Source organism: Spirosoma soli, from assembly GCF_042684525.1.
In the GTDB taxonomy this organism is placed as follows: domain Bacteria; phylum Bacteroidota; class Bacteroidia; order Cytophagales; family Spirosomataceae; genus Spirosoma; species Spirosoma soli.
In genome coordinates, this window is record NZ_JBHULN010000001.1 from 190,134 (window position 1) to 209,122 (window position 18,989).

Annotated in this window: 15 protein-coding genes; 8 read left to right on the forward strand and 7 right to left on the reverse strand. The window is 48.5% G+C overall.

What is annotated here, in order from left to right; genetic code table 11:
* Positions 1–330: 330 nt before the first annotated feature.
* The 4 genes from ACFSUS_RS00755 to ACFSUS_RS00770 form a co-directional block, all read right to left on the reverse strand.
* Positions 331–3,732: a right-handed parallel beta-helix repeat-containing protein gene (locus ACFSUS_RS00755; RefSeq protein ID WP_381517684.1), complete on the reverse strand. Its 3,402-nt coding sequence runs from the start codon at positions 3,730–3,732 to the stop codon at positions 331–333.
* Between the two features lie 448 nt (positions 3,733–4,180).
* A complete protein-coding gene (locus tag ACFSUS_RS00760; RefSeq protein WP_381517687.1) occupies positions 4,181–5,644 on the reverse strand; it encodes a right-handed parallel beta-helix repeat-containing protein in 1,464 nt (487 codons plus the stop codon).
* Between the two features lie 120 nt (positions 5,645–5,764).
* Complete coding sequence (locus tag ACFSUS_RS00765) at positions 5,765–6,661, reverse strand: glycosyltransferase family protein (protein WP_381517690.1); 897 nt, start codon at positions 6,659–6,661, stop codon at positions 5,765–5,767.
* A 403-nt stretch (positions 6,662–7,064) separates the two neighbouring features.
* On the reverse strand, positions 7,065–7,391 hold the full coding sequence (locus ACFSUS_RS00770) for a LytR/AlgR family response regulator transcription factor (RefSeq protein ID WP_381517693.1): 327 nt from the start codon (positions 7,389–7,391) through the stop codon (positions 7,065–7,067).
* Between the two features lie 299 nt (positions 7,392–7,690).
* Here ACFSUS_RS00770 and ACFSUS_RS00775 point away from each other — a divergent pair, with 299 nt between their 5' ends.
* On the forward strand, positions 7,691–8,893 hold the full coding sequence (locus ACFSUS_RS00775) for a hypothetical protein (protein ID WP_381517695.1): 1,203 nt from the start codon (positions 7,691–7,693) through the stop codon (positions 8,891–8,893).
* A gap of 18 nt (positions 8,894–8,911) precedes the next feature.
* Entirely contained in the window at positions 8,912–10,345 is a 1,434-nt protein-coding gene (locus tag ACFSUS_RS00780; RefSeq protein WP_381517698.1) for a tetratricopeptide repeat protein, read from the forward strand.
* A 116-nt stretch (positions 10,346–10,461) separates the two neighbouring features.
* On the opposite strand, the gene ACFSUS_RS00785 is transcribed toward ACFSUS_RS00780, so the two are convergent.
* Positions 10,462–11,265, reverse strand: a complete 804-nt coding sequence (locus tag ACFSUS_RS00785) for a LytR/AlgR family response regulator transcription factor (RefSeq protein WP_381517699.1) — start codon at positions 11,263–11,265, stop codon at positions 10,462–10,464.
* The gene (locus ACFSUS_RS00790) at positions 11,237–12,352 is read right to left on the reverse strand and encodes a sensor histidine kinase (protein ID WP_381517702.1); all 1,116 of its coding nucleotides are present in this window, start codon (positions 12,350–12,352) and stop codon (positions 11,237–11,239) included. Before ACFSUS_RS00790 ends, ACFSUS_RS00785 begins: the two co-directional genes overlap by 29 nt.
* A gap of 270 nt (positions 12,353–12,622) precedes the next feature.
* Here ACFSUS_RS00790 and ACFSUS_RS00795 point away from each other — a divergent pair, with 270 nt between their 5' ends.
* The 4 genes from ACFSUS_RS00795 (at position 12,623) to ACFSUS_RS00810 (ending at position 17,019) form a co-directional block, all read left to right on the forward strand.
* Positions 12,623–14,104 (forward strand): S41 family peptidase, encoded by a 1,482-nt coding sequence (locus tag ACFSUS_RS00795; RefSeq protein WP_381517704.1) that lies wholly within the window; start codon positions 12,623–12,625, stop codon positions 14,102–14,104.
* Between the two features lie 152 nt (positions 14,105–14,256).
* Positions 14,257–15,276: a Kelch repeat-containing protein gene (locus ACFSUS_RS00800; protein WP_381517707.1), complete on the forward strand. Its 1,020-nt coding sequence runs from the start codon at positions 14,257–14,259 to the stop codon at positions 15,274–15,276.
* Positions 15,266–15,634: a DUF4907 domain-containing protein gene (locus ACFSUS_RS00805; RefSeq protein WP_381517710.1), complete on the forward strand. Its 369-nt coding sequence runs from the start codon at positions 15,266–15,268 to the stop codon at positions 15,632–15,634. Before ACFSUS_RS00800 ends, ACFSUS_RS00805 begins: the two co-directional genes overlap by 11 nt.
* 56 nt (positions 15,635–15,690) lie before the next feature.
* Positions 15,691–17,019 carry a DUF4270 family protein gene (locus ACFSUS_RS00810; protein WP_381517713.1) on the forward strand — a complete coding sequence of 443 codons (1,329 nt, stop codon included), beginning with the start codon at positions 15,691–15,693 and terminating at the stop codon, positions 17,017–17,019.
* A gap of 48 nt (positions 17,020–17,067) precedes the next feature.
* Here the strand turns inward: ACFSUS_RS00810 and ACFSUS_RS00815 are convergent, their stop codons facing one another.
* Complete coding sequence (locus ACFSUS_RS00815; RefSeq protein WP_381517715.1) at positions 17,068–17,490, reverse strand: response regulator; 423 nt, start codon at positions 17,488–17,490, stop codon at positions 17,068–17,070.
* 475 nt (positions 17,491–17,965) lie between these two features.
* On the opposite strand from ACFSUS_RS00815, the gene ACFSUS_RS00820 reads away from it, so the two are divergent.
* Positions 17,966–18,241: a hypothetical protein gene (locus ACFSUS_RS00820; RefSeq protein WP_381517717.1), complete on the forward strand. Its 276-nt coding sequence runs from the start codon at positions 17,966–17,968 to the stop codon at positions 18,239–18,241.
* Between the two features lie 5 nt (positions 18,242–18,246).
* On the forward strand, positions 18,247–18,657 hold the full coding sequence (locus ACFSUS_RS00825; RefSeq protein ID WP_381517720.1) for a hypothetical protein: 411 nt from the start codon (positions 18,247–18,249) through the stop codon (positions 18,655–18,657).
* Positions 18,658–18,989: the final 332 nt, after the last annotated feature.

Here is an 18,989-nt window from a genome sequence, read left to right on the forward strand (position 1 = left end):
GTTGTATTTTTAGAGTCTTGTTTTTAATTATACTTATAAATACCAACTCATACAATTACTAGCCGCTTTAGATAGGTAATTAAAAAAGTCATATTTTTGGCAATGTTAATACAAATATATTTTAGCAATCTATCTTTGAGAAACTTATGAAAATTTATTACTATATAAGGCATATATTAAATATAAACAGCCATATAAACTTATAAAATTTAACAAATAATAATTTTTAGTAACATTAACTCTTCCGTTAGGAAAAAGACTTGTGTAATCATGACGGAACAGGTAGTTACATGGGTAGGCAAATTGTCGTAATATTGTCCTATATACGGTTTATTTTACTAGTATGTCTATTTGTGCCTGGTCATCTTCTCCCTTATTGAAGCCATTTCCTGGGCTTGAGTCGCAATCTGTTGTACTACACAGGCTAATCTGAGCCTGATTTAATAAAGCACCTTTGCTGGTAACACGGGCTCTGAATGATCTGCTGGCGGTCTGCCCAGCGGCAATTATTCCTAAGTTGCAACTAAGTATTTTACCACTACTCGTCCAGGTTTCTCCGCTGGCAAATTCTAATCCGTCGGGAAGTAGATTCTGTACTTGTACAGTATTCGCAGCAGCCCCACCATTGTTGCTTATCGTAATAGTGCAGGTGACAAGTTCGTTGATGGCCACAACTCGACCGCTTATGTCCATACGTAAGCATAAGTCAGCGGTGTTGGCGTCGGGCAACGGCTGGGCCGATACTACCGCCGGCAGAGCGCGCTGGTTGGGGTTAGGTGAAGTAAATACGGCTTCCGTTGGTTCTCCAACCCGAAAGTCGATCATTGCCGAATCATCTTCGCCATCTGCTGTTCCGGAGTCAGGTGTACTGTTAGGGTCTGGTAGGGAAGCCGCTGTCACTTGGGCCGAAAGGCGATATAAACCAGCCACCACTGGTTTAACCTGAAACAAAAACGTAGTATCGGCCAGTAGTCGCAGACTTTGCACATTTCCGGTCAACGTACCGTTCGAGTAGCGCAGTCCGTTGCTTTGCACTACTTGTAAATTGGGTGGCAATTGACAGCTCCACTGAGCCTGAACTGCAGCATCAGCCTTGGTACTGGCTCTATTTCGCAAACGAACCGAAACCCAGGCGAGATTACCGACGGCAAGGCATCGTTTATCTATCTGCATAGACAGTGTGAGGTCGGCCGATTCAGTAGTGACCGAAGACGTAGTTTTGAATAAAACCAGGGACGTAAATGGGGCCAGCTTTATCTGGTTTCTGTACTGATTATACCGTACGTCCTGGTAAGTGGTTTCCAATGAGATGACACTATCCCGCCGTGTGGGGTTGTACACCAGCCGGATGGAGTCACTCGGGTTAACTGCGGCCACGACTCCCTCCTGCAAACGGATGTTATCCAGCCACACGGTCTGGCCGTCTTCCGTTACCTGAAACACTACAATGGTTTTCGCTTCGTCCGCCGTTGCCGTAAATGCCACCTCATAACTCTTACGGACGGTTGTCGCCAGAATAGTCGACCGATTGCTTACGTCATAATAGGGGCCGTCCTGCTGCCGAAGGAACACCTGTACTTTCTTTCCTTCTGCCGATGCGATGGCATCGAACCGAAGCAGATAGCTTTTCGCTTTGCCAACGGTTCCAACCCCGTTGGTGACGATCATGTACGAATCTGACTTACCCGAGGAGTTGGGAAAACTGACCCGTAAGCTTCCGTCGTCCAGCCTGTTTGTATTGTCGAACACGGCCTGACCATTGCCATACGGCCCCCAGGTTGACCAGCCTTCGTTTGTACTCGCAAATTTGTTGTTGAGCCGGTACGTATTACTCAAACTTTTAATGACATATCCTTTATAAGATACAGGGCTATCCTTCGAGTCGGGGTCCTGCTGAAACCGACTGCGCCATTCGCTCAGTGTCAGGTCACTACCTACAATGCCGTTACCGTTGTTGCTAACAGCCCTGATCTTAAACAAATCATCGAATGGCCGGGCATACACGTTCTTGTCAAAGGTGCCATAACTAACCAGGTCATTACTTGTCGACTCGTAGTTAGCGACCAGTTGATGCTGCGACTTCCCGACAAATAGGTTGTTCTGCACCAGGTTATTGCGAGCAGGGCACGCCCCGTTGTTATGTGAGATTGTAAACTGGCTTTCCCGGTTGTTAAAGCTGGTGTTATTCGTTACAGTGATGTTGTTGGTAGCGTGCAGGTAAATGCCCAATCCCGAGCAGTCGAACACAGTATTGCTGCTAAGATCTACGTTCTGGGCACAATCGTCCATATAAATACCATTAGCGCCAGAATAAGCGCCGTTGGGTGCCCCTTCGGGAGCCCCAACCCCATTGTATATGATGTTCGCCTGAATACTGACGTTACTCATTCCCTGTTTGTTACCGTTCCAGGTATAGATGCCTCCCCCATCACTTTTGGTCAGACAAAACGACGAGATCGTATTACGACGAATGATTGCGTTGTTAGTGAAGACGATTCCGTTGTACCCTAGGCTGTCCAGTACGTTATCTTCTATTAGTATGCCGCCAGTACCCGCCGAATGAAGCCCTAAGGCTTGCCCGTCACCACTTTTACTGCGCCCCGGTACCAGCCCAACCCGTCGAATAGCGTTACCCCGAACGGTAACGTTTGTGTACTGCCGGATAACCAAACCGTTGTTATTAGCGCGGTTGATAAGATTGTTTTCAATGCCCAGATTCGCCCCCGTTCCGTCAATTGTTACTGCATCTTCGCCAACGTTGGTAATATCATTATTGCTCAAAATCAGGTCCGACGTGTTGGACGCATATAAACCGGTGCTGCGGGCCTGGGTAATCTGAAGATTCCGGATGGTAACGTATTTGGCGTTTACTACGCTCACAGCCATGTCGAAAGCGGTGGCTGTAATCGCCTGGTCGTTTGGGTTACCCCGGTCGTAATAAAGCCGAACGGTTTTGGCAGTTGGGTCATAATACCACTCGTCAGTCTGGTCGAGGGTGGCGGGGTGGTTCTGAATAAAATAGCCCCAGCCATCGGTCAGATTATAGCCCGAGTTATTAACGAGTGTGAGTGTATTCCCGCTTTGCTGAGAGATGATGGCCCGGTCGAGAATCCACTGAACGGGGCGGACAACGGCTTCGCCCCCTGTCCAGTTTGTCGTAAGCGGTTCCCGGCTGGTTAGCTGCGTTTTGCCCGAATGCGATTCTATGGTTAAATACCCCTTATTGGCGGCATTTAAGTTTGGATAGCGTCCGAGCGGTAAAGGAAAGTTGTTACGGTATATACCCGTTATCTGATTACCACAAGCGGCACAGGGCGCCTGCCAGATGTTACCGCCTACGTTCATCCAGTTCGTTAGAACCGCCGATCCGGCAATTATAGGTTTGTTACCACTACCATAAGCATCGACCACGATCGGTTTGCCCGCTACACCAGACTGCCGTATCGTTAGTGTACCCCGGAACGTATCGCCACGACGAAATAAGACAGCATCCCCCGCCTGTAATGGGAGGCTATTGACTTTAGTTATTGTTTGAAATGGCGTGTTTATGGATTGCCCGTTATTAGCGTCATTACCCGAGCTGGCAACGTAGTATGTTGTTTGCCCCAGGGCGGGGGCTAAGGCAGTAACCAACAAAATATTGGCTAACCAGTAGCCAATGCTTGATATCGGGCTATACGTGTACAACCCAATCCTAGGCAGGTTCTGTCCCTGCTTATTGGCAAAGAACATGCAAGTAGTAAGTTCAAGTTACGGAGATACCTGTACTAATTCACGCATTACCCAGAGTAGTTAACCTCTGGATGACATGTATCACGTACACACAAACTTAATAACCGTTAGCTAAATATTTTATATATGAAATAAATTTTATGTAAATTTTAATTTACCGATATGAAATATTATTAATATAAAATAGCCATTAAAGCCTGTATAGGCAATAGGTTTACATTGACAAAAACTAGCTATAAGGTCTTGTTTTTCGCCAAGTCAAACAGGTACATAAAGGCTGTTCTAAACCTGTCTAGCCTTTGTTGCTTGAGCCTTATGTCGTTCAGAAACAGAACACCCCGGCAAACTCAAGCCAGATGAGTTTGCCGGGGTGTTCTATAAAATTCTGGTCGAGAAAATCTGGCTGTTACAAACCAGCTGATGTTCGTTCGTCTTTTATATCATTCAACTACGGAAGGGGGTTGCCACTTTCGTCGTAATTCATAGTCGCCTTATAGGTTCCTCCTTCTACACCGTCATAATATTTCCCACCTCTGCCTTTAAAGATCTTGTTGTTAGTCAGCGTATTGTTGACCGCCTTACTTCCGTAAGACATAAACGTGGCTTGGTTGACGGAGCTGTTCTTGTTAGAAATGGTATTACCAGTAAACGTATGGTCAGCAGAGTTATCGCAAATGACGGCTTTGTTGGCCGAGCTTTCGATAACGTTTTCTGAAAATGTTCCGCCCTTGGTCGATGAGAACAGCTCCAGCATACCCGTCATGGCAAAGTTGTTTTTCGCGAACGTAACGGCTCCACCGTTGAAGAGCTGTATGCCCCCCGTACAGGTTCCAATCGTCGAGTTACCCGTGATCTCCATGCCGCCAACCAGGCTGCCATTACCACCACCATCGTTAGATCCTTCGAGAAACTTGTCGAATACGCCTTCAAATTTATTGTTAGTGATCTTAACACCCCGGGCCGCTCCGGCGATTTCAATACCAAAATGGCGACAATCCTTAATATGGTTATTGTCTACTGTCAGGTTTTCCAGGGGCCCCGATAAAGAGATGCCAAACCAGCTGTCGTGAAAGAAATTGCCACTAACCTGAATATTCTTTCCAGCGTAGATACTGGGGTTGTCGTGATTAAAGATTTCACAGGCCATTCGCTTGGCTTGTACAGAGTTGTTCCGGACAATGATGTTATCGGCTGTTTTTCCCGCAGGAATTTTTAGCGTGAACCAGTTGGTGCTATCTCTTGCTGCCACATCACTGCTACTACAGTTCTGAACGGTCAGGTTGGTTACCGAAGGACTATCGATGTAAATCGTGCCGAATTTATTCGTACCCGTTTCTGTGGTAGTAACCGTCCACGACAAGCCATCGATCACTACGTTTTTCAGCGGAATCGAGGCATCAATCGCATTGGCCAGTGACACATAGGTTTTCGGCAATGTGATCATGACCTTTCCGGCATTACCCTGCAGCGTCATCTCGCTTCTGAGCCGAACTGTAGTTTGCTGCGTGTATGAACCATCCGGAATCACCAGATTATCAACAGCGTTCACCGCGTTTTGCAGCTCGGGACCGATGTCATCGTCGGACGTTGTTACGCCAAACCAAGTGGCTATACCAGGGCCCGTAAACGCTCGCTTATAGCGGGCGCCGTTCACCGTTACCAGCACCGTTCCCATGTTGTCGGGCGTGGTTCGGTCTCCGGCATCGAGCTTAAAAACACCTTCCATACCTGGGTCAGTGATGCGAATGCTAGTTGGAACCTGGTGTTCGTTGTATTGTCGGGTTTCGGCAATTGTTTTCGCGTCTTCGCGCTCAACAGCGACAAAAGGTTCTGGATCGTTTGGCTTACAAAAAGTAGCTATATATAGAATAGACAACAATGAGCTAATACGAAGCATGATTGAAAATTTCATAACAAGTTGAATAAGTTTAATGATAGATTACTTTGATAGCGCCTTAAGGAGACATCAGTATGTTCGTTTATTTCCACTACTTACCGGCCACAGATCTCTGTAACCTGTACAGAGTTGCTATTAGCGCATACCGGCATACGTTTTAAGTTTGTTATAGATGCGCACAGGAACGCTGTAGCGCCGTAGGGTTTGCCGCTGGTAATAGTCAGTTGTCTCAACTACGTCGGAGAGCTGAAATACCCGTTGCGTTCCATTGTCCAGCTGAGTTTTGTAGCGGTTAAAGATATTCGTGTGCGTAGCCTCCTGACCAAATCCGATGTTCTCTACCTTCGACTGAGTGGGATAAACGGTGATTCCGTTGGCTCTGAAGCGATTGTAGCAGAACCGGATGTCCCAGGCATCGGCCCGCCCCTCCATCTGATCACGTAGCATACCTACCAGGTCCGAACCACCCTGCATAAAGGCTTTCTGCTGGCGGCTATCTCTGATAAACGAGTCGTAATCTGTCATTGCCCAATCAATCGACTGCCAACGATCAGTCCAGGTAGCCCAACCCCACGGACTGTGACGGGGTATAAAATACGAATCGAACTTGTAGCCGGCCGGTCGTTCAAACGGAAACGTATAGCCCGCAATGGAGTAAACGTTCTTGTTGCCTTCGTACTGCTGTAAGCACTGATTCATGTAGTCCAGAAAATTCGGCGTCGTTATCAGATCGTCTTCCACAATGATAGCCGATGGATGACGGTCCAGCACGTACGAAATTCCCCGGATAATAGAGTCCGCGCAACCGATGTTGGTTTTAGCATAATCGCGGTAGATGCTCCGGAATCCGGTAACCTTATCGAGCAGCTCATGAACCTCAGCTACTTTAGGGGCATCCTGAGCACGTTTAGGAGCATCAACAAAAATATACAGATCGCTTTCGGGCGCTAAGTAATTAGCCTGCAGGGCTTGTAGCGTTGCCTTCAGTTCAGCAGGGCGTTTGTAGGCAAATAAAACTATAGGTGCGTTCATAGTTGAGCAGTTAAAATAGTGGAGTGATTAGTATCATTGATTAACTGGATCGTATTACAGGAGACGACTACCTGGGCGAAAAGCCTCTTGGATAAGCAAGTAGTTCAGCACAGGATCAGTTAAACGGAACCCGACCATCAGCCAAACAATACCTGGCCTGCGGGTGGCATGGCCTTCTGTCAAACGTACTGAATGTCGATAGACAAACCTACTCTTTAAGCAGAAAACTAGCTAAGTTCCGTATACATAGTATATAATAAAGAAGAAATGCGCTTTATTATATACGCGAATTGACTGAAATACTTAACTGACAAGCAAGTAGCACGTTGACGACAAGTCTTGGCATGATTAAAGTCCAATTAATAGGTAGGCCGGATATAGTGTCTGATAAATAAGGTACTGCTTAAAGATTAGTGCTCTGTTCAAGCTGGATTGCCGTGTGCTCAAGGCGGCTACGGGATACGGGCAAAACCATTCCATTGAGTAGCTGAACCCAGCCTACCCGACTCTTTTTTTGCTTGAATTCGCGGATGTATGTAGGGTTAACAATTGCTGATTTATGTACTCGTATAAAATTAAACTGACGTTCAAACCATTGAAGTGGTTGAGTCACCATGGTAAACGAACCGTCTTGATAATGCACTCGGGTATAATTAGCTTCTCCTTCCAGCCACATAACCGAATTAATTAATACTGGATATCGGTGACCTGGCAAATTAATAGTAGTCATATAGAGATAATATGATTAATACATAGCAAGAATTGGACCCTATGGCTCCGACTCTATACCTAAATCTACTGACTATTGGATGAAAAGTTACGCCTTGAGTCACTCCCCGTTACCTTACTTTTAAGCCGTTAAAGCTAACTTTCCTTTATACTGAGCAGTATAGAGCTATAGGACCAGAACAGATCTTATTTACCGGTATATATAACTTATAGAATGGGTACACAAATCGTTACGTTTAATATAAAAATCTTCCTATTCGCTTCATTTAGAGCAATATACCCATTAACGGATACACATGTATGACTACTCAACGAACGACTGAAATGCACATCTCACCAGCCAAATTTTCGGGCTTAGAGACACCCCCACAAGCTGACCGGCGAGCGGAGGACGATACGTCGGGCCTTCAATCGCCAGTACCTAATGGTGAAGGAGCAAACCCCGGTGCGCCCGATGCTCAGTTCGTTCAGCACCAGGGAATATCATCAGATCGCCAGCCCCCTAAAAATGAGTCGGTCACTCAGTTTGCCGAGGGTAAGCCAATTAAGGCTATTGTTATTAGTCAGCACACGCCTGCCAAGACAACAACTGCCTTGGCTACGCAAGCGCAATACCCAACTTTAGCGATCAGTCATTCGGCAGTAACGTTCGCCAAAACCCAGCCTGGCAAACAACAGTTTGCGGTATTGACGGTATTGCAACAAGCAGCTGTTACGCCGGTGACGATCACCACCGACGCCCCCGAACATTTTCAGCTAGCCTGCGACAGTCGGCCTGTCTTTTTGCCGCATCTGACATTTACGCCATCGCCAACGGGTTCATATGTGCACGTACGTTACGCACCAAACAAGACTGGAGTACACGTTGGGCAGCTTACGCTAGAGACACCCTATGACACGCAAACGGTTACGCTAACCGGCCAGAGCGGGGCAATACTCTTAAAAGCCCCTGATCTGAGACCAATCATTCAGGCCAGAGGTGCAACCAGACCGTCAGAAAGTTTATCAAGAAAATCGCGCCTTGGTTTGCTGGCATCGCTCCTATTCTGCGGCTTAGCTTATGTGTCGTATTTGAACCGGTGTACCCTGGCTCCCAGCCTATGCCAGACCATGGCTCAGGTAAATGAGAGTGCGCCCCAGGCAGAGTCGTCGTTGACAGCCCGCTCAACGGCTGAACCTGGTTCAGCCGGCGCTAAGGCAATAGAGTCATCAGCTAATCAGACTGTAGCAAAGCGCACCGCTGCTCTAACTGCTAAGAAGGTGAAATCAGCACCAAAGGAGCTAGCCCAAAAACAGCTATTCAGCAAGAACGAGTCTTCCACGAAAGCGGAAAAATCCACTGAAGGTGCCGTTCAATCGTCGAGTACGTATCCATCCAATACATTCCAGAAAACTGAGCAGACTGAACCCCGTCAGCGACAACTTTCTGCGTCTTTACCGAATGCTACGGAAGAAAGTGATCTAGAACGAGAATTAAATCGTAAGTCTGCTGATCATTACTAATTAACTAACTCTTTATTTATGAAACGTTCCTTTATTCTGCTTCTCCTGCTAAGTTTTGGGGCTAAGGCAGTATGGGCTCAAAATGCCCAGAGTATCACCCAGGCTATTCGTTACATTAAGCTCGCCAATACGCTCCGCGCAGTGAACAAGTCCGATGAGTCGGTTAAACTTCTTATGAGGGCCCTGCCCGCCACGGTGCAGGCCAAGAACTTATATTGGGAGGCTGTTACGAATGAATTACTAGGTCTTTCCTACAATGACCTGCAAGACCCCACCCGATCGGTACGCTACCTTGAGAAGGCACGTGAGCAGTACGCCAAACTGAAATACGTGGCCAGCGCCTGGGGAGTCAACGAAGTTATCCGGGACATTTCGGGTAAGAATCTGTACGCCGGTATTCAGATCGGTGCTTCGGATATTAAGCTGGCTATTCTTAAGACAAAGTATGAAACGGATTTCTACGAGAAAGACATCAAATCAACCATCACCATACCTAATCCAACAGTTACGCTGTTTGCCGACGCATCGGGGGCTTTACGGAGTGGTCAGGATGCTCTGAGAGCGTGCCTGGATACGATCCAGCAGTATAACATTCCTAATGAGCGGGTCTTTGTGGTACTCAGCTCGGAGGTTCGGGACCAATTAGTTAAGAATCCGGAAGACCGCAAGAAACTATACGATCAACTGGTGAAGGTGCTGCCCAACAGCAATCTGAAAATCGACACAACGTTGAGCACTACGCGTCAGGCTGAGTTGTTTACGGTGGGCGCCATTCCCCGCAAGGTTTGGCCAACAACGTCGGCTCTTGAGTTAGGCAGTAATCAAACAGTTGGCGGCTATTTCGACGCGAACAAAAAATTTCATAACATAAGCTTCCCGTTCGGCACAAACACACTGGTTAGCCAAATTGACAATAAAGGAACCATGAATCTGGATGCCTTCAAACGTGAGGCCCAGCGGGTAGTTAAAGCAATAGCCGATTCGTCGGTTACGCCCCGTCTGAAGGCCAATGACACAGGTTTGCAACAACGCAGAACGGTGGGGGTAAGCGGTGATATTGTCTGGGCATTGGTGACCTATCTTTACCCCGAAAAATCCGACATTACAGCCGTGGGCATCACCCTGGATGATGTTGAGCGCTTCAAGCGCCTGGCGATGGATGACTTGAAAACACTAACTCGCCCTAATCTGGCCGCCATCGAAGATCCGACGGTGCGTGGCAAAGCAGAGAAAAACCTGAATGTTGTGCAGCAGGCACTCAATGAAAAACAACTTATTGCCGGTGCGTTGTGGCTCGAATCAATCATGAAAAGCTACTCCGCTGACTCGGTTCCAAAACGGTTTGTCTTTATCCGGAATGCCGACATTGGCTGGGTAACGGGCAAATTTCTGGAGACCATCAATTACGAGTACGAGTCGACCATTGCCAAAGGAGCCCTTTACACACGCTAGTCGTGTTGATCAGGAGTTATTCTCTATTGATGATTGTCTAGAGTTTGACCATTCTTGACAATCTTTGACTTCAACACAAAACCGCGCGGCCGCTAACTCATACTTAGCGGCCGCGTTCATTCTGCCCCGTACTTCTGCTCGAATTCTTCGACGTAATTACTGCCCACGGGAATTTCCTGTTTGCCAATGAACACTCGGGTACGTTGAAATGAACTGATTTTGGCCAGTGATACGATAAACGATTTATGCACTCGACAAAACCCATCGGCAGGTAGCTTGGCTTCTATGGCTTTCAGTGTCAGTCGACTTAAATAAGGCGCCGGTTGCTGCACGGTGTAGATTTTTACGTAGTCTTTCAACCCCTCTATGTATAAGACCTCGCTATGGAAAATCTTGATCTCGCGGTATTCGGAGAAAATAAAGAAGAAGTCGACCGGCCGCTCGCTCAGGTTTGCGAGCGTAGCGTCCGCACCCGTCGTTTCCTGAACCGGACTGGCCACTTTGCTTTGGTCGGCTGAGCTTTGCCGAAGCGCGAACAGGTCATACGCTTTATTAACCGCCTTCAGAAATCGCTCGAACGGAATCGGCTTAAGTAAATAATCAACCACCGAAAGCTCGTAGCCTTCCAGGGCATACTGCTCGTAGGCGGTGGTAAAGATCACCATCGGCGGATATTGCCGGGCACTCGTTTTAATTGATCCCCCAACCAGCGTGCGTAAGAACTGCACTCCGGTTAAGGTTGGCATCTGAATGTCCAGAAAAAGCAGATCAATCGGCTCCTGCTGTAACAGTGACAAGGCGTCGAGCGGACTGGCAAACTGACCAACCAGTTCCAGAAAAGAGACTTTCCGAATATCGTCGGCGAGAATTTCCAGGGCAAACGGCTCGTCATCAATGGCGATGCAGCGCAATTTCGGCATGGTGCAAGTGTAACGTTAAAACGACCCGAAACCGATTGTCCTTGTCTGTCAGACTCAACTCGTGCTTATCTGGGTAATGCAAAGTTAACCGCTTCTGTACGTTGCGGATACCAATACCCGAATCAGCGTTGGCCAGATTATCCTGCGTAGCCATGTCAGCTGGTACTCCCGAGGTAGAGATCGGGTTTTCGACACTAAACTTCAGTGTATCCTGAGTTACCTCGAGCCAGATGTTAATGTGGCCTGTTTGTTGACTATGCAGCCCATATTTAAACGCATTTTCTACAAACGGGATAAACAACAACGGCTCAATATGATAAGCGTCGACATCGCCTTCAACGATGAACGTGACCGTGTGGATATCCGTAAGCCGCATTTTCTGGAGGTCGATGTAATGACGCAGGTGTTCGACCTCCTGCCGCAACGGCACTTTATCCTGCTGGGCCTGATAAATCATATACCGCAGCAACTGAGCCAGCGTTACAACGGCGGCTTCGGTCTGCTCTGATTTCTGACGGGCCAGCCAACGAATGTTGTTTAGGGTGTTAAACAAAAAGTGCGGACTCACCTGGAGCTTTAGCATGGCCAGTTCGGCCGAGACTTTTTCCAGGATCATTTGCTGTTGTACTGCCTGACTTCGGGTGTGGTGTTTGAACAACGCAATCAAGGAACTAACCAGCATGGCGAACCCAAACGAGAGCGATGAACCAACCAGCATTGGCCAGGGCCGACGTGGGCCCAGTCTTATCCCATTCTGAAAGGCATTTGGCAACGGATGCGTCCTGAAAGAAGGGGGAAATGCGTAGTAACAGGCCATTCGGACCAGTACCACGCTAACTAGCATGCCAAGAAGCGTCAGCCAAAACCGCTGAACACGCTGCTCCTCAAGCAATGAAGGCGTCAGCGAATTCAGGTTGATATAAAAACACACGATGATCAACGCACTCGAAATAAATTGCGATGCGCCAATACTGATAAGATCCTGCCGGTTTCTGAAAAAATCAGGTAATGTCAGCATGGGCAGGCTGACGAAGACGACCCAGCCTATTACGTGCAGCCAGCGTTGATAGCGTTCCAGGACATTCATAATACCACAAGGTACGCACCATCCGGCTGATCTGAAGTTATTCCAGGCACTTTGCCGACACAGAGCCGCCTTCTGCCGACAAACGGCCTAAGCACCTTCCCCTGGCCCCGGTTTTCTTGTCTGTCTACACATTGGGCCCCTACGTCGGCACAAGTCATTAAATGCTCGTTAAATCTGGAGTAAGTCGTAACGCAGCTGCAACACTCAACTTTTCGGCAACGTAACAGTGTGCAGACAGAGCATTACACTCGCTTTGTCGTACAGACCAACATGAAAAAACACGTTATGAACCATGCCCTTAGGGGCTATTCTGCGCAGGGACGCATTGCTGGTGCCTCCTTAACATGGCTGTTGTTAGCCGGGTTCATTGTCTCACTCTCCGGCTGCCATAAAGCAGCCGATGATGCCGTTACCCCGCAGGCCACCAACGATAACCTGGCCGTGAACAACTGGATTCTGGACAACATGCGGGACTTGTATTACTGGAATGATAAGATTCCGGCTAACCCGGATAAAACGTTGGCTCCATCCGATTTCTTTAAGTCAATCCTTAACACATACGACGCCACAACGAACCCCACCGGTGATCGTTTCTCGTGGATTGAGCCAAGTGCCGACGACCTCGAAGCAAGCTTAAGTGGCGAAACTACAACAACCGGTATGGAATTCGCCCTGTATCTGCGCTCGTCGGGCTCCGACGACGTCATTGCGCAGGTGCTTTACGTATTACCCAACTCTCCGGCCGAAAAAGCCGGTCTTATGCGGGGCGACATCATCTCGAAAGTCAACGGCCAGGCGATTACCAAAACCAATTACTCTGATCTGCTATATTCAGGAACGACTAATTATACCTTTGGTTTGGCCACAGTCAGTAACCAAACCATAGTAGACACCGACCAGACCCGTAGCGTTACCGCAACGGTTTACCAGGAAAACCCCGTATTCCTCGACTCGGTGTACACAGTTGGTGGTAAAACGGTTGGTTATCTGGTCTACAATCAGTTTGTACCCGGTGCTAACGGCAGCAAGGCCGATGAATATGATGCTCAGGTTGATGCCATCTTCAGCAATTTCAAAGCGAAAGGGGTAAACGAGTTAGTGCTCGACCTACGCTACAATCCGGGCGGCTACACCTCTTCATCGGCCAACCTGGCCAGCCTGATCGGGAAGGGTGTCAACTCCAGCAAACTCTACTTCCGGGAGGAGTGGAATTCGACCATTACACCGTCGCTACGTCAGGAATACGGCGATAGCTTCTTTATTCAGAATTTCGCCGATAAAGCGCAAAACATTGGAAATAACCTCTCGCGGGTGTTCGTGCTGACTACCGACTACACAGCTTCGGCCAGCGAACTGATCATTAATGGTCTCCGGCCATACATGACCGTAACCACGATCGGCACAACCACGTACGGCAAAAACGTCGGCTCCATCACCATCACCGATGAAACGGGCGTGATTAAGTGGGGCATGCAGCCCATTGTGTTTAAATCGTTCAACAGTGCCGGCCAGTCCGATTATTCGATGGGCTTTGCGCCAAATTTCGAGGTTGAAGAGCCGATCAATCTCTTGCCGCTGGGCGATACGCGCGAAGCCTTATTAAGCACAGCTCTCAGCCAGATCACCGGTACGTCGGCACCAGCCCGGCAAGGCGTTGTAAACTCAAATCCATTGACAGCGCTGGGGTCGTCCATTCAACGGAAAGCGGGCGGGGCCCTTATGGTAAAGACGCTGAAGACACTTCACTGGTAATTAAAGTTTTTTAACATCTCAGGCCACCAACCCCTGGTTTGCGGATTGGGTCACCAAAGCAAGTGGCTCAATCGGCAAACCAAACGTATTCACTCACATCTCTCATTCCCATTATTATGCTTCGTGTTTCATTTCAGCTCTTTCAAAAATCTATGTCAGCTCAATTTCGCGTTCTGAGTACTCGTCTGTCTGGAAAACAAGGTAACTGGCTACTCGGTCTGCTCTGCGTTGGCTGGGCGGGTCTGCTCATCGGCTGCTCCAAGTCTGAAGATACCTCGACACTGGGTGACTGGCGACGGCGCTCCGATTTTGAAGGCGTTGCCCGCAACGCAGCCTCAGGATTCGTTATCGGCAGCATCGCCTATATCGGTACAGGCACTAACGCCGATAATGAACGATTAAATGATTTTTGGGCCTATGATCCGACCCGCAATACCTGGACCCAGGTTGCTGACTTTGCTGGCACAGCTCGGAATGCAGCCGTGGGCTTCGCGGTAGGCAACAAAGGGTACGTAGGCACAGGGTTAAATGCTAACAGCGACCGGTTGAAAGACTTCTGGGAATTTGATCCGACCGCGAATACCTGGCGACAAATCGCCGATTTTGGTGGTACAGGCCGACGCAATGCCGTAGCCTTTTCCATTGGCAACAAGGGATACGTGGGCACCGGCTTTGACGGTAATTACCTCAAAGATTTCTGGGCCTATGACCCCACCCAGAACACCTGGGTTAAAACAGCCAGCTACGGTGGTGCCAAGCGAATCGGCGCCGTTAGCTTCGTTATCAATGGCCAGGCCTATGTTGGCACGGGCAACAACAATGGCTCAGCCGAAAAAGATTGGTACGCTTACGATCCGGCTCAGGATATCTGGATCGAAAAAACCGCCTTTAGCACCGACAATGCCATTGCCCGAAGCTATGGCGTAGGTTTTGCCATTGACTCGCGTGGGTACGTAACGGTTGGTGATGCCAACACGACGGTCTGGCAGTATAACCCCGATGACGATACCTGGGCCACACTCGGCACGTTTGAAGGAGCCGCCCGACAATACGCCCTGGGTTTCGCCATTGCTGGCAAGGGATACGTGACCACGGGCAGCAATGGCACGGGCCGCTTCGATGATCTGTGGGAGTTCGATCCAACCGTTGCCCAGGATACTGATGCCAACTAAAGCTAGTTCTCCAATTACGGGTTCGTCACCGCAGGGGCGGAACCTGACCCGGCAATTGCTTTTGCTCATTCTGGTGGGTTTAGCCATTGTGACCGTTTATCAGCTCTACCGACAGCAACCGCATTATCGGGTTCAGGTGTTTCAGACCCCAAACGGCTGGGGGTACACCGTGCTGGACAACGGCATTGAACGGATTTATCAGCAACGCATACCGGGCCAATCTGGAACAAAAGGGTTTGCCTCCGAAGAGCAAGCCCGGCAGGTAGGCGAGCAGGTTGTTCTTAAGCTTCAGCGCGGGAAGGGCCTGCCAACCTTAACGCCCGCCGAACTCCGCCAGCTGGGGGTTACTGTTCCCTAACGAAGCTCTCCGTAGGGCTATGTCCATTTAATTATTAACCATTTACCACCCCTCACATGGGTAGATACAGGTGCATTGGCTTGCTGGTCGTATTAATCAGCATCGTGATATCGGCTTGCCAGTCGGGCGACCTCGACGTTGGGCAGTCGGTCATTAACCCGAATGAATTACAGGTTCAATCCATTGATTCGGTGACGATTCAAACGTCTACCGTTATCATACCCGACTCGTTTGTCACCTCTGCTGACAGCAGTATTCTGGTAGGCCAATGGACCGACGCCCAAACAGGACAGCTGCTAGCCCAGGGGTTTACCTCGGTCGACTACGTCACGAACGACCTCGACCAGACAATAGACAACACGCGCTCTGACGTACGGCTCGACTCGCTGGTGCTCGAATTGGGCTATTCGTTTGCCTATGGCGACACGGCCTCTTTATTCGAATTAGGGGTATACCGACTGAAGACTCCGCTAACTACGGGTCAGCTCTATTACAACACCAATACGGCCCCTTACGAAGCGAATCCTTTGCTTACGAAAACGGTAGTACTTCATCCTGGCAGTGGCACCCGGCAGATTCGCTTCCCGATAGCCAATGACTTAGCCCAGTCGTTCTTTGCTAAACTGGTCAGTGGCGATATCAACGACGCCACAACCCTTTCCGAATTCTGGCCCGGATTTGCCTTTGTTGGAAAGTCAACCGCCAACTCGTTTGCAGGCTTCTCAACAACATCGGCGCTAACCGGGCTTCGGTTATACTACCATACCACCGATCTGGATCGAACGGCGTTGTCGGTTCGTTTTCCGATTACAAGTACTCATTTCAGTCAACTGCGGAGCATAGGTAACGGCAGCCTTAACGCTTTACAGCAACGCTCAGACCAAATCAGTAGTACGGCAACCAACCACACTACGTTTGTGGCGCTGGGGTCTTCTTTGTGCACGCGTATTGAACTACCCTACTTGGGCCAGTTCGATAAGCCGGAGCAGTTCGCGGGCTTAAACAGTGCGATTCTCGTGATTGAACCCATCCGCCGGAACTTGAGCGATAACACTTCGCCCCCATCGCTGCTGGCCTTGTACACTACCAACAGTCAGAATGAGATCCTGGGGTCTGTACCCGCCACGGCAACGGGCGGCTCGGCAGCCGTTGCGGCTTATAGCTACGACCCCAATGCCCTGGAACTGAGTGATTCCTATAAATTCGACTTAACTAAATACATCAGTCAAATTATCAGGCGAGAGATACCAAACCGCCCCCTGTTACTGACTAACCCTGCTGGTCAATCAGACTTGCGGACGTTGATTCAGCGGGTGACGTTGGGCGATCAAAATCGATCGACTGACCGTATTCGCTTACGATTACTGATGACGTCTGGCACTTAAGCTTATTGGCTTAGGCAAGGCGGCTTCATAATACGTTGTACAGCCCTATTAGGGTTGGTTAGGGTGGAGGCAGCTTTGCCAATAGGCTATGATTAAGCGAATCTGCTCCTGAAGCCCGGCATATTCAGCCGCTTTCTGATAAAACCCCTGAACGGTGGTGTTATAAGCGGCCCGAATCAGATCCGGATTAGCCGCCGTTGTGAAGTAGACAAAGGGAATGGATTTATTGCGTAAGTATTCATTCTGGATGATGTACTCACGGAGTTCGAGGCCATCCATCTGGGGCATGTTGATATCGCACAGAATCAGAAATGGCTGTTCGTCGGTGGTTTCCAGGTAGTGGAGTGCTTCTTTCCCGTTGAAGAAAGCATACACATCGTTGGTCACCGGCAAATCCTTTATTACTTGTCGAAGAAGATATTGATCGTCTTCATCATCGTCGATCGTGAGAATAGGCCCTTTTAATGACATAAAGCATAAACGTTAAAGAGGAATTTCCTCTTTGTGTCTTAATAGAATCAGCTAACGGACCTTGTACATTTAACTGACCGTAATAGATAAACTTCTGATCCTTAGCCAGATAGTCTACCCATCAAGGCACCAACCGCTATCAGAGTGATTACTGGCTACTGCTGGAATTGGTCAGATTATAACTGCTACAAACGGATTAGGTTTAAAACCGGGTGTAAGGCGAAATTCATGGTTATCGATTCATTGACGTGTTTCGTAAACATAATTCTTTGTTTGCTTTATGAATCTGGCGTTTTGTGCAACGGTGCATTGCAGTCAGACGTACATCAAGGTATAGACTGATTACTTTACTTATTGATGTCATGATGGCCGCTGTTAAAAGACCTTAAAAGAACCTTGTTTTTCGTAAACGATGCGCGACCTGTACGTTACCTTTTAAACCGAGAAACAGCGGTCAAACTGAATAGGTAATCCAATGGCCCCAACAATCGCCCCCCCTGAAGCCGCCCGGCTGGCTAACTTTTCAGGCCCCTCATTAAGCGCTTTACTGTCTCGTTCAGAAGATGATTTCTACGGACGCCTGCAACGCATCTGGAACAACGTGGTGCAGCTTGAAGATCTTGGATTTATTCGGACGGAAGAGGACAAGTTCATCTATGCCTATCGCTTTGCCGAGGCTGAACTGCACCAGGCCTGTACGGAACGGGAAACGGCGATGGCAACCACCGGTTTCAATGTCGCAGCTTTCTGACAACCATGAAAACGTACCAAAACGAACACGTCACGGTCACCGTTGAGAAAGGAGCTCGCCTGCTTCGGCAAACGTGGGTGGGGTTGCCAACCAGCGGTCACTATCAGCGAGGCTCATTGATGTCTGTGGCGTTCACAAAACAGTACGCCGTCAACCGGTGGCTGATCGATTTGCGCCAACTGCGCATCTTTAACCCGATTGACATTCAATGGTTCGTGCAACAGTGCCTTCCGGCTTTAGCAGGTTGTTGGCCCAAAAACACGAAGATTGCTGTGCTTCTCAACAATGCTAATCAATTCGCTAAACTAGGTACTGACATAGTTCTGAAAGCCGCCATGGCTACGAACCAGACGTTGGCAAGCCGGTACTTTCTGGATAATGACGATGCCCGCTATTGGTTAATGAATGATTACTGATCTGGTCAGATACCATACGCTAACATATTACCCTAAAGCTGGTTACCGCTTACCCCGTTAGGTTCTGTGGATCAGAGGGATAAAGCATTTTGTTTGTACCCGAACGGTAGATAAAAGTTTCTAATTGCACGAGTAGATTACTGCGTCAATCTAGTATATTAGATGACCTTACGCTAACCTGGCTTTTGCCAATTAAACGTTTATAACCAGTTTGTTACCCTCGAGTTATACTGACTACGGGTGTAGTAGATTTAGTTGATTGCCGGCCTATCTTTCACGAGGTAATCTTAAGTGGAGTACTATAAACCAAATGAATTTGTAACAGATTTAAT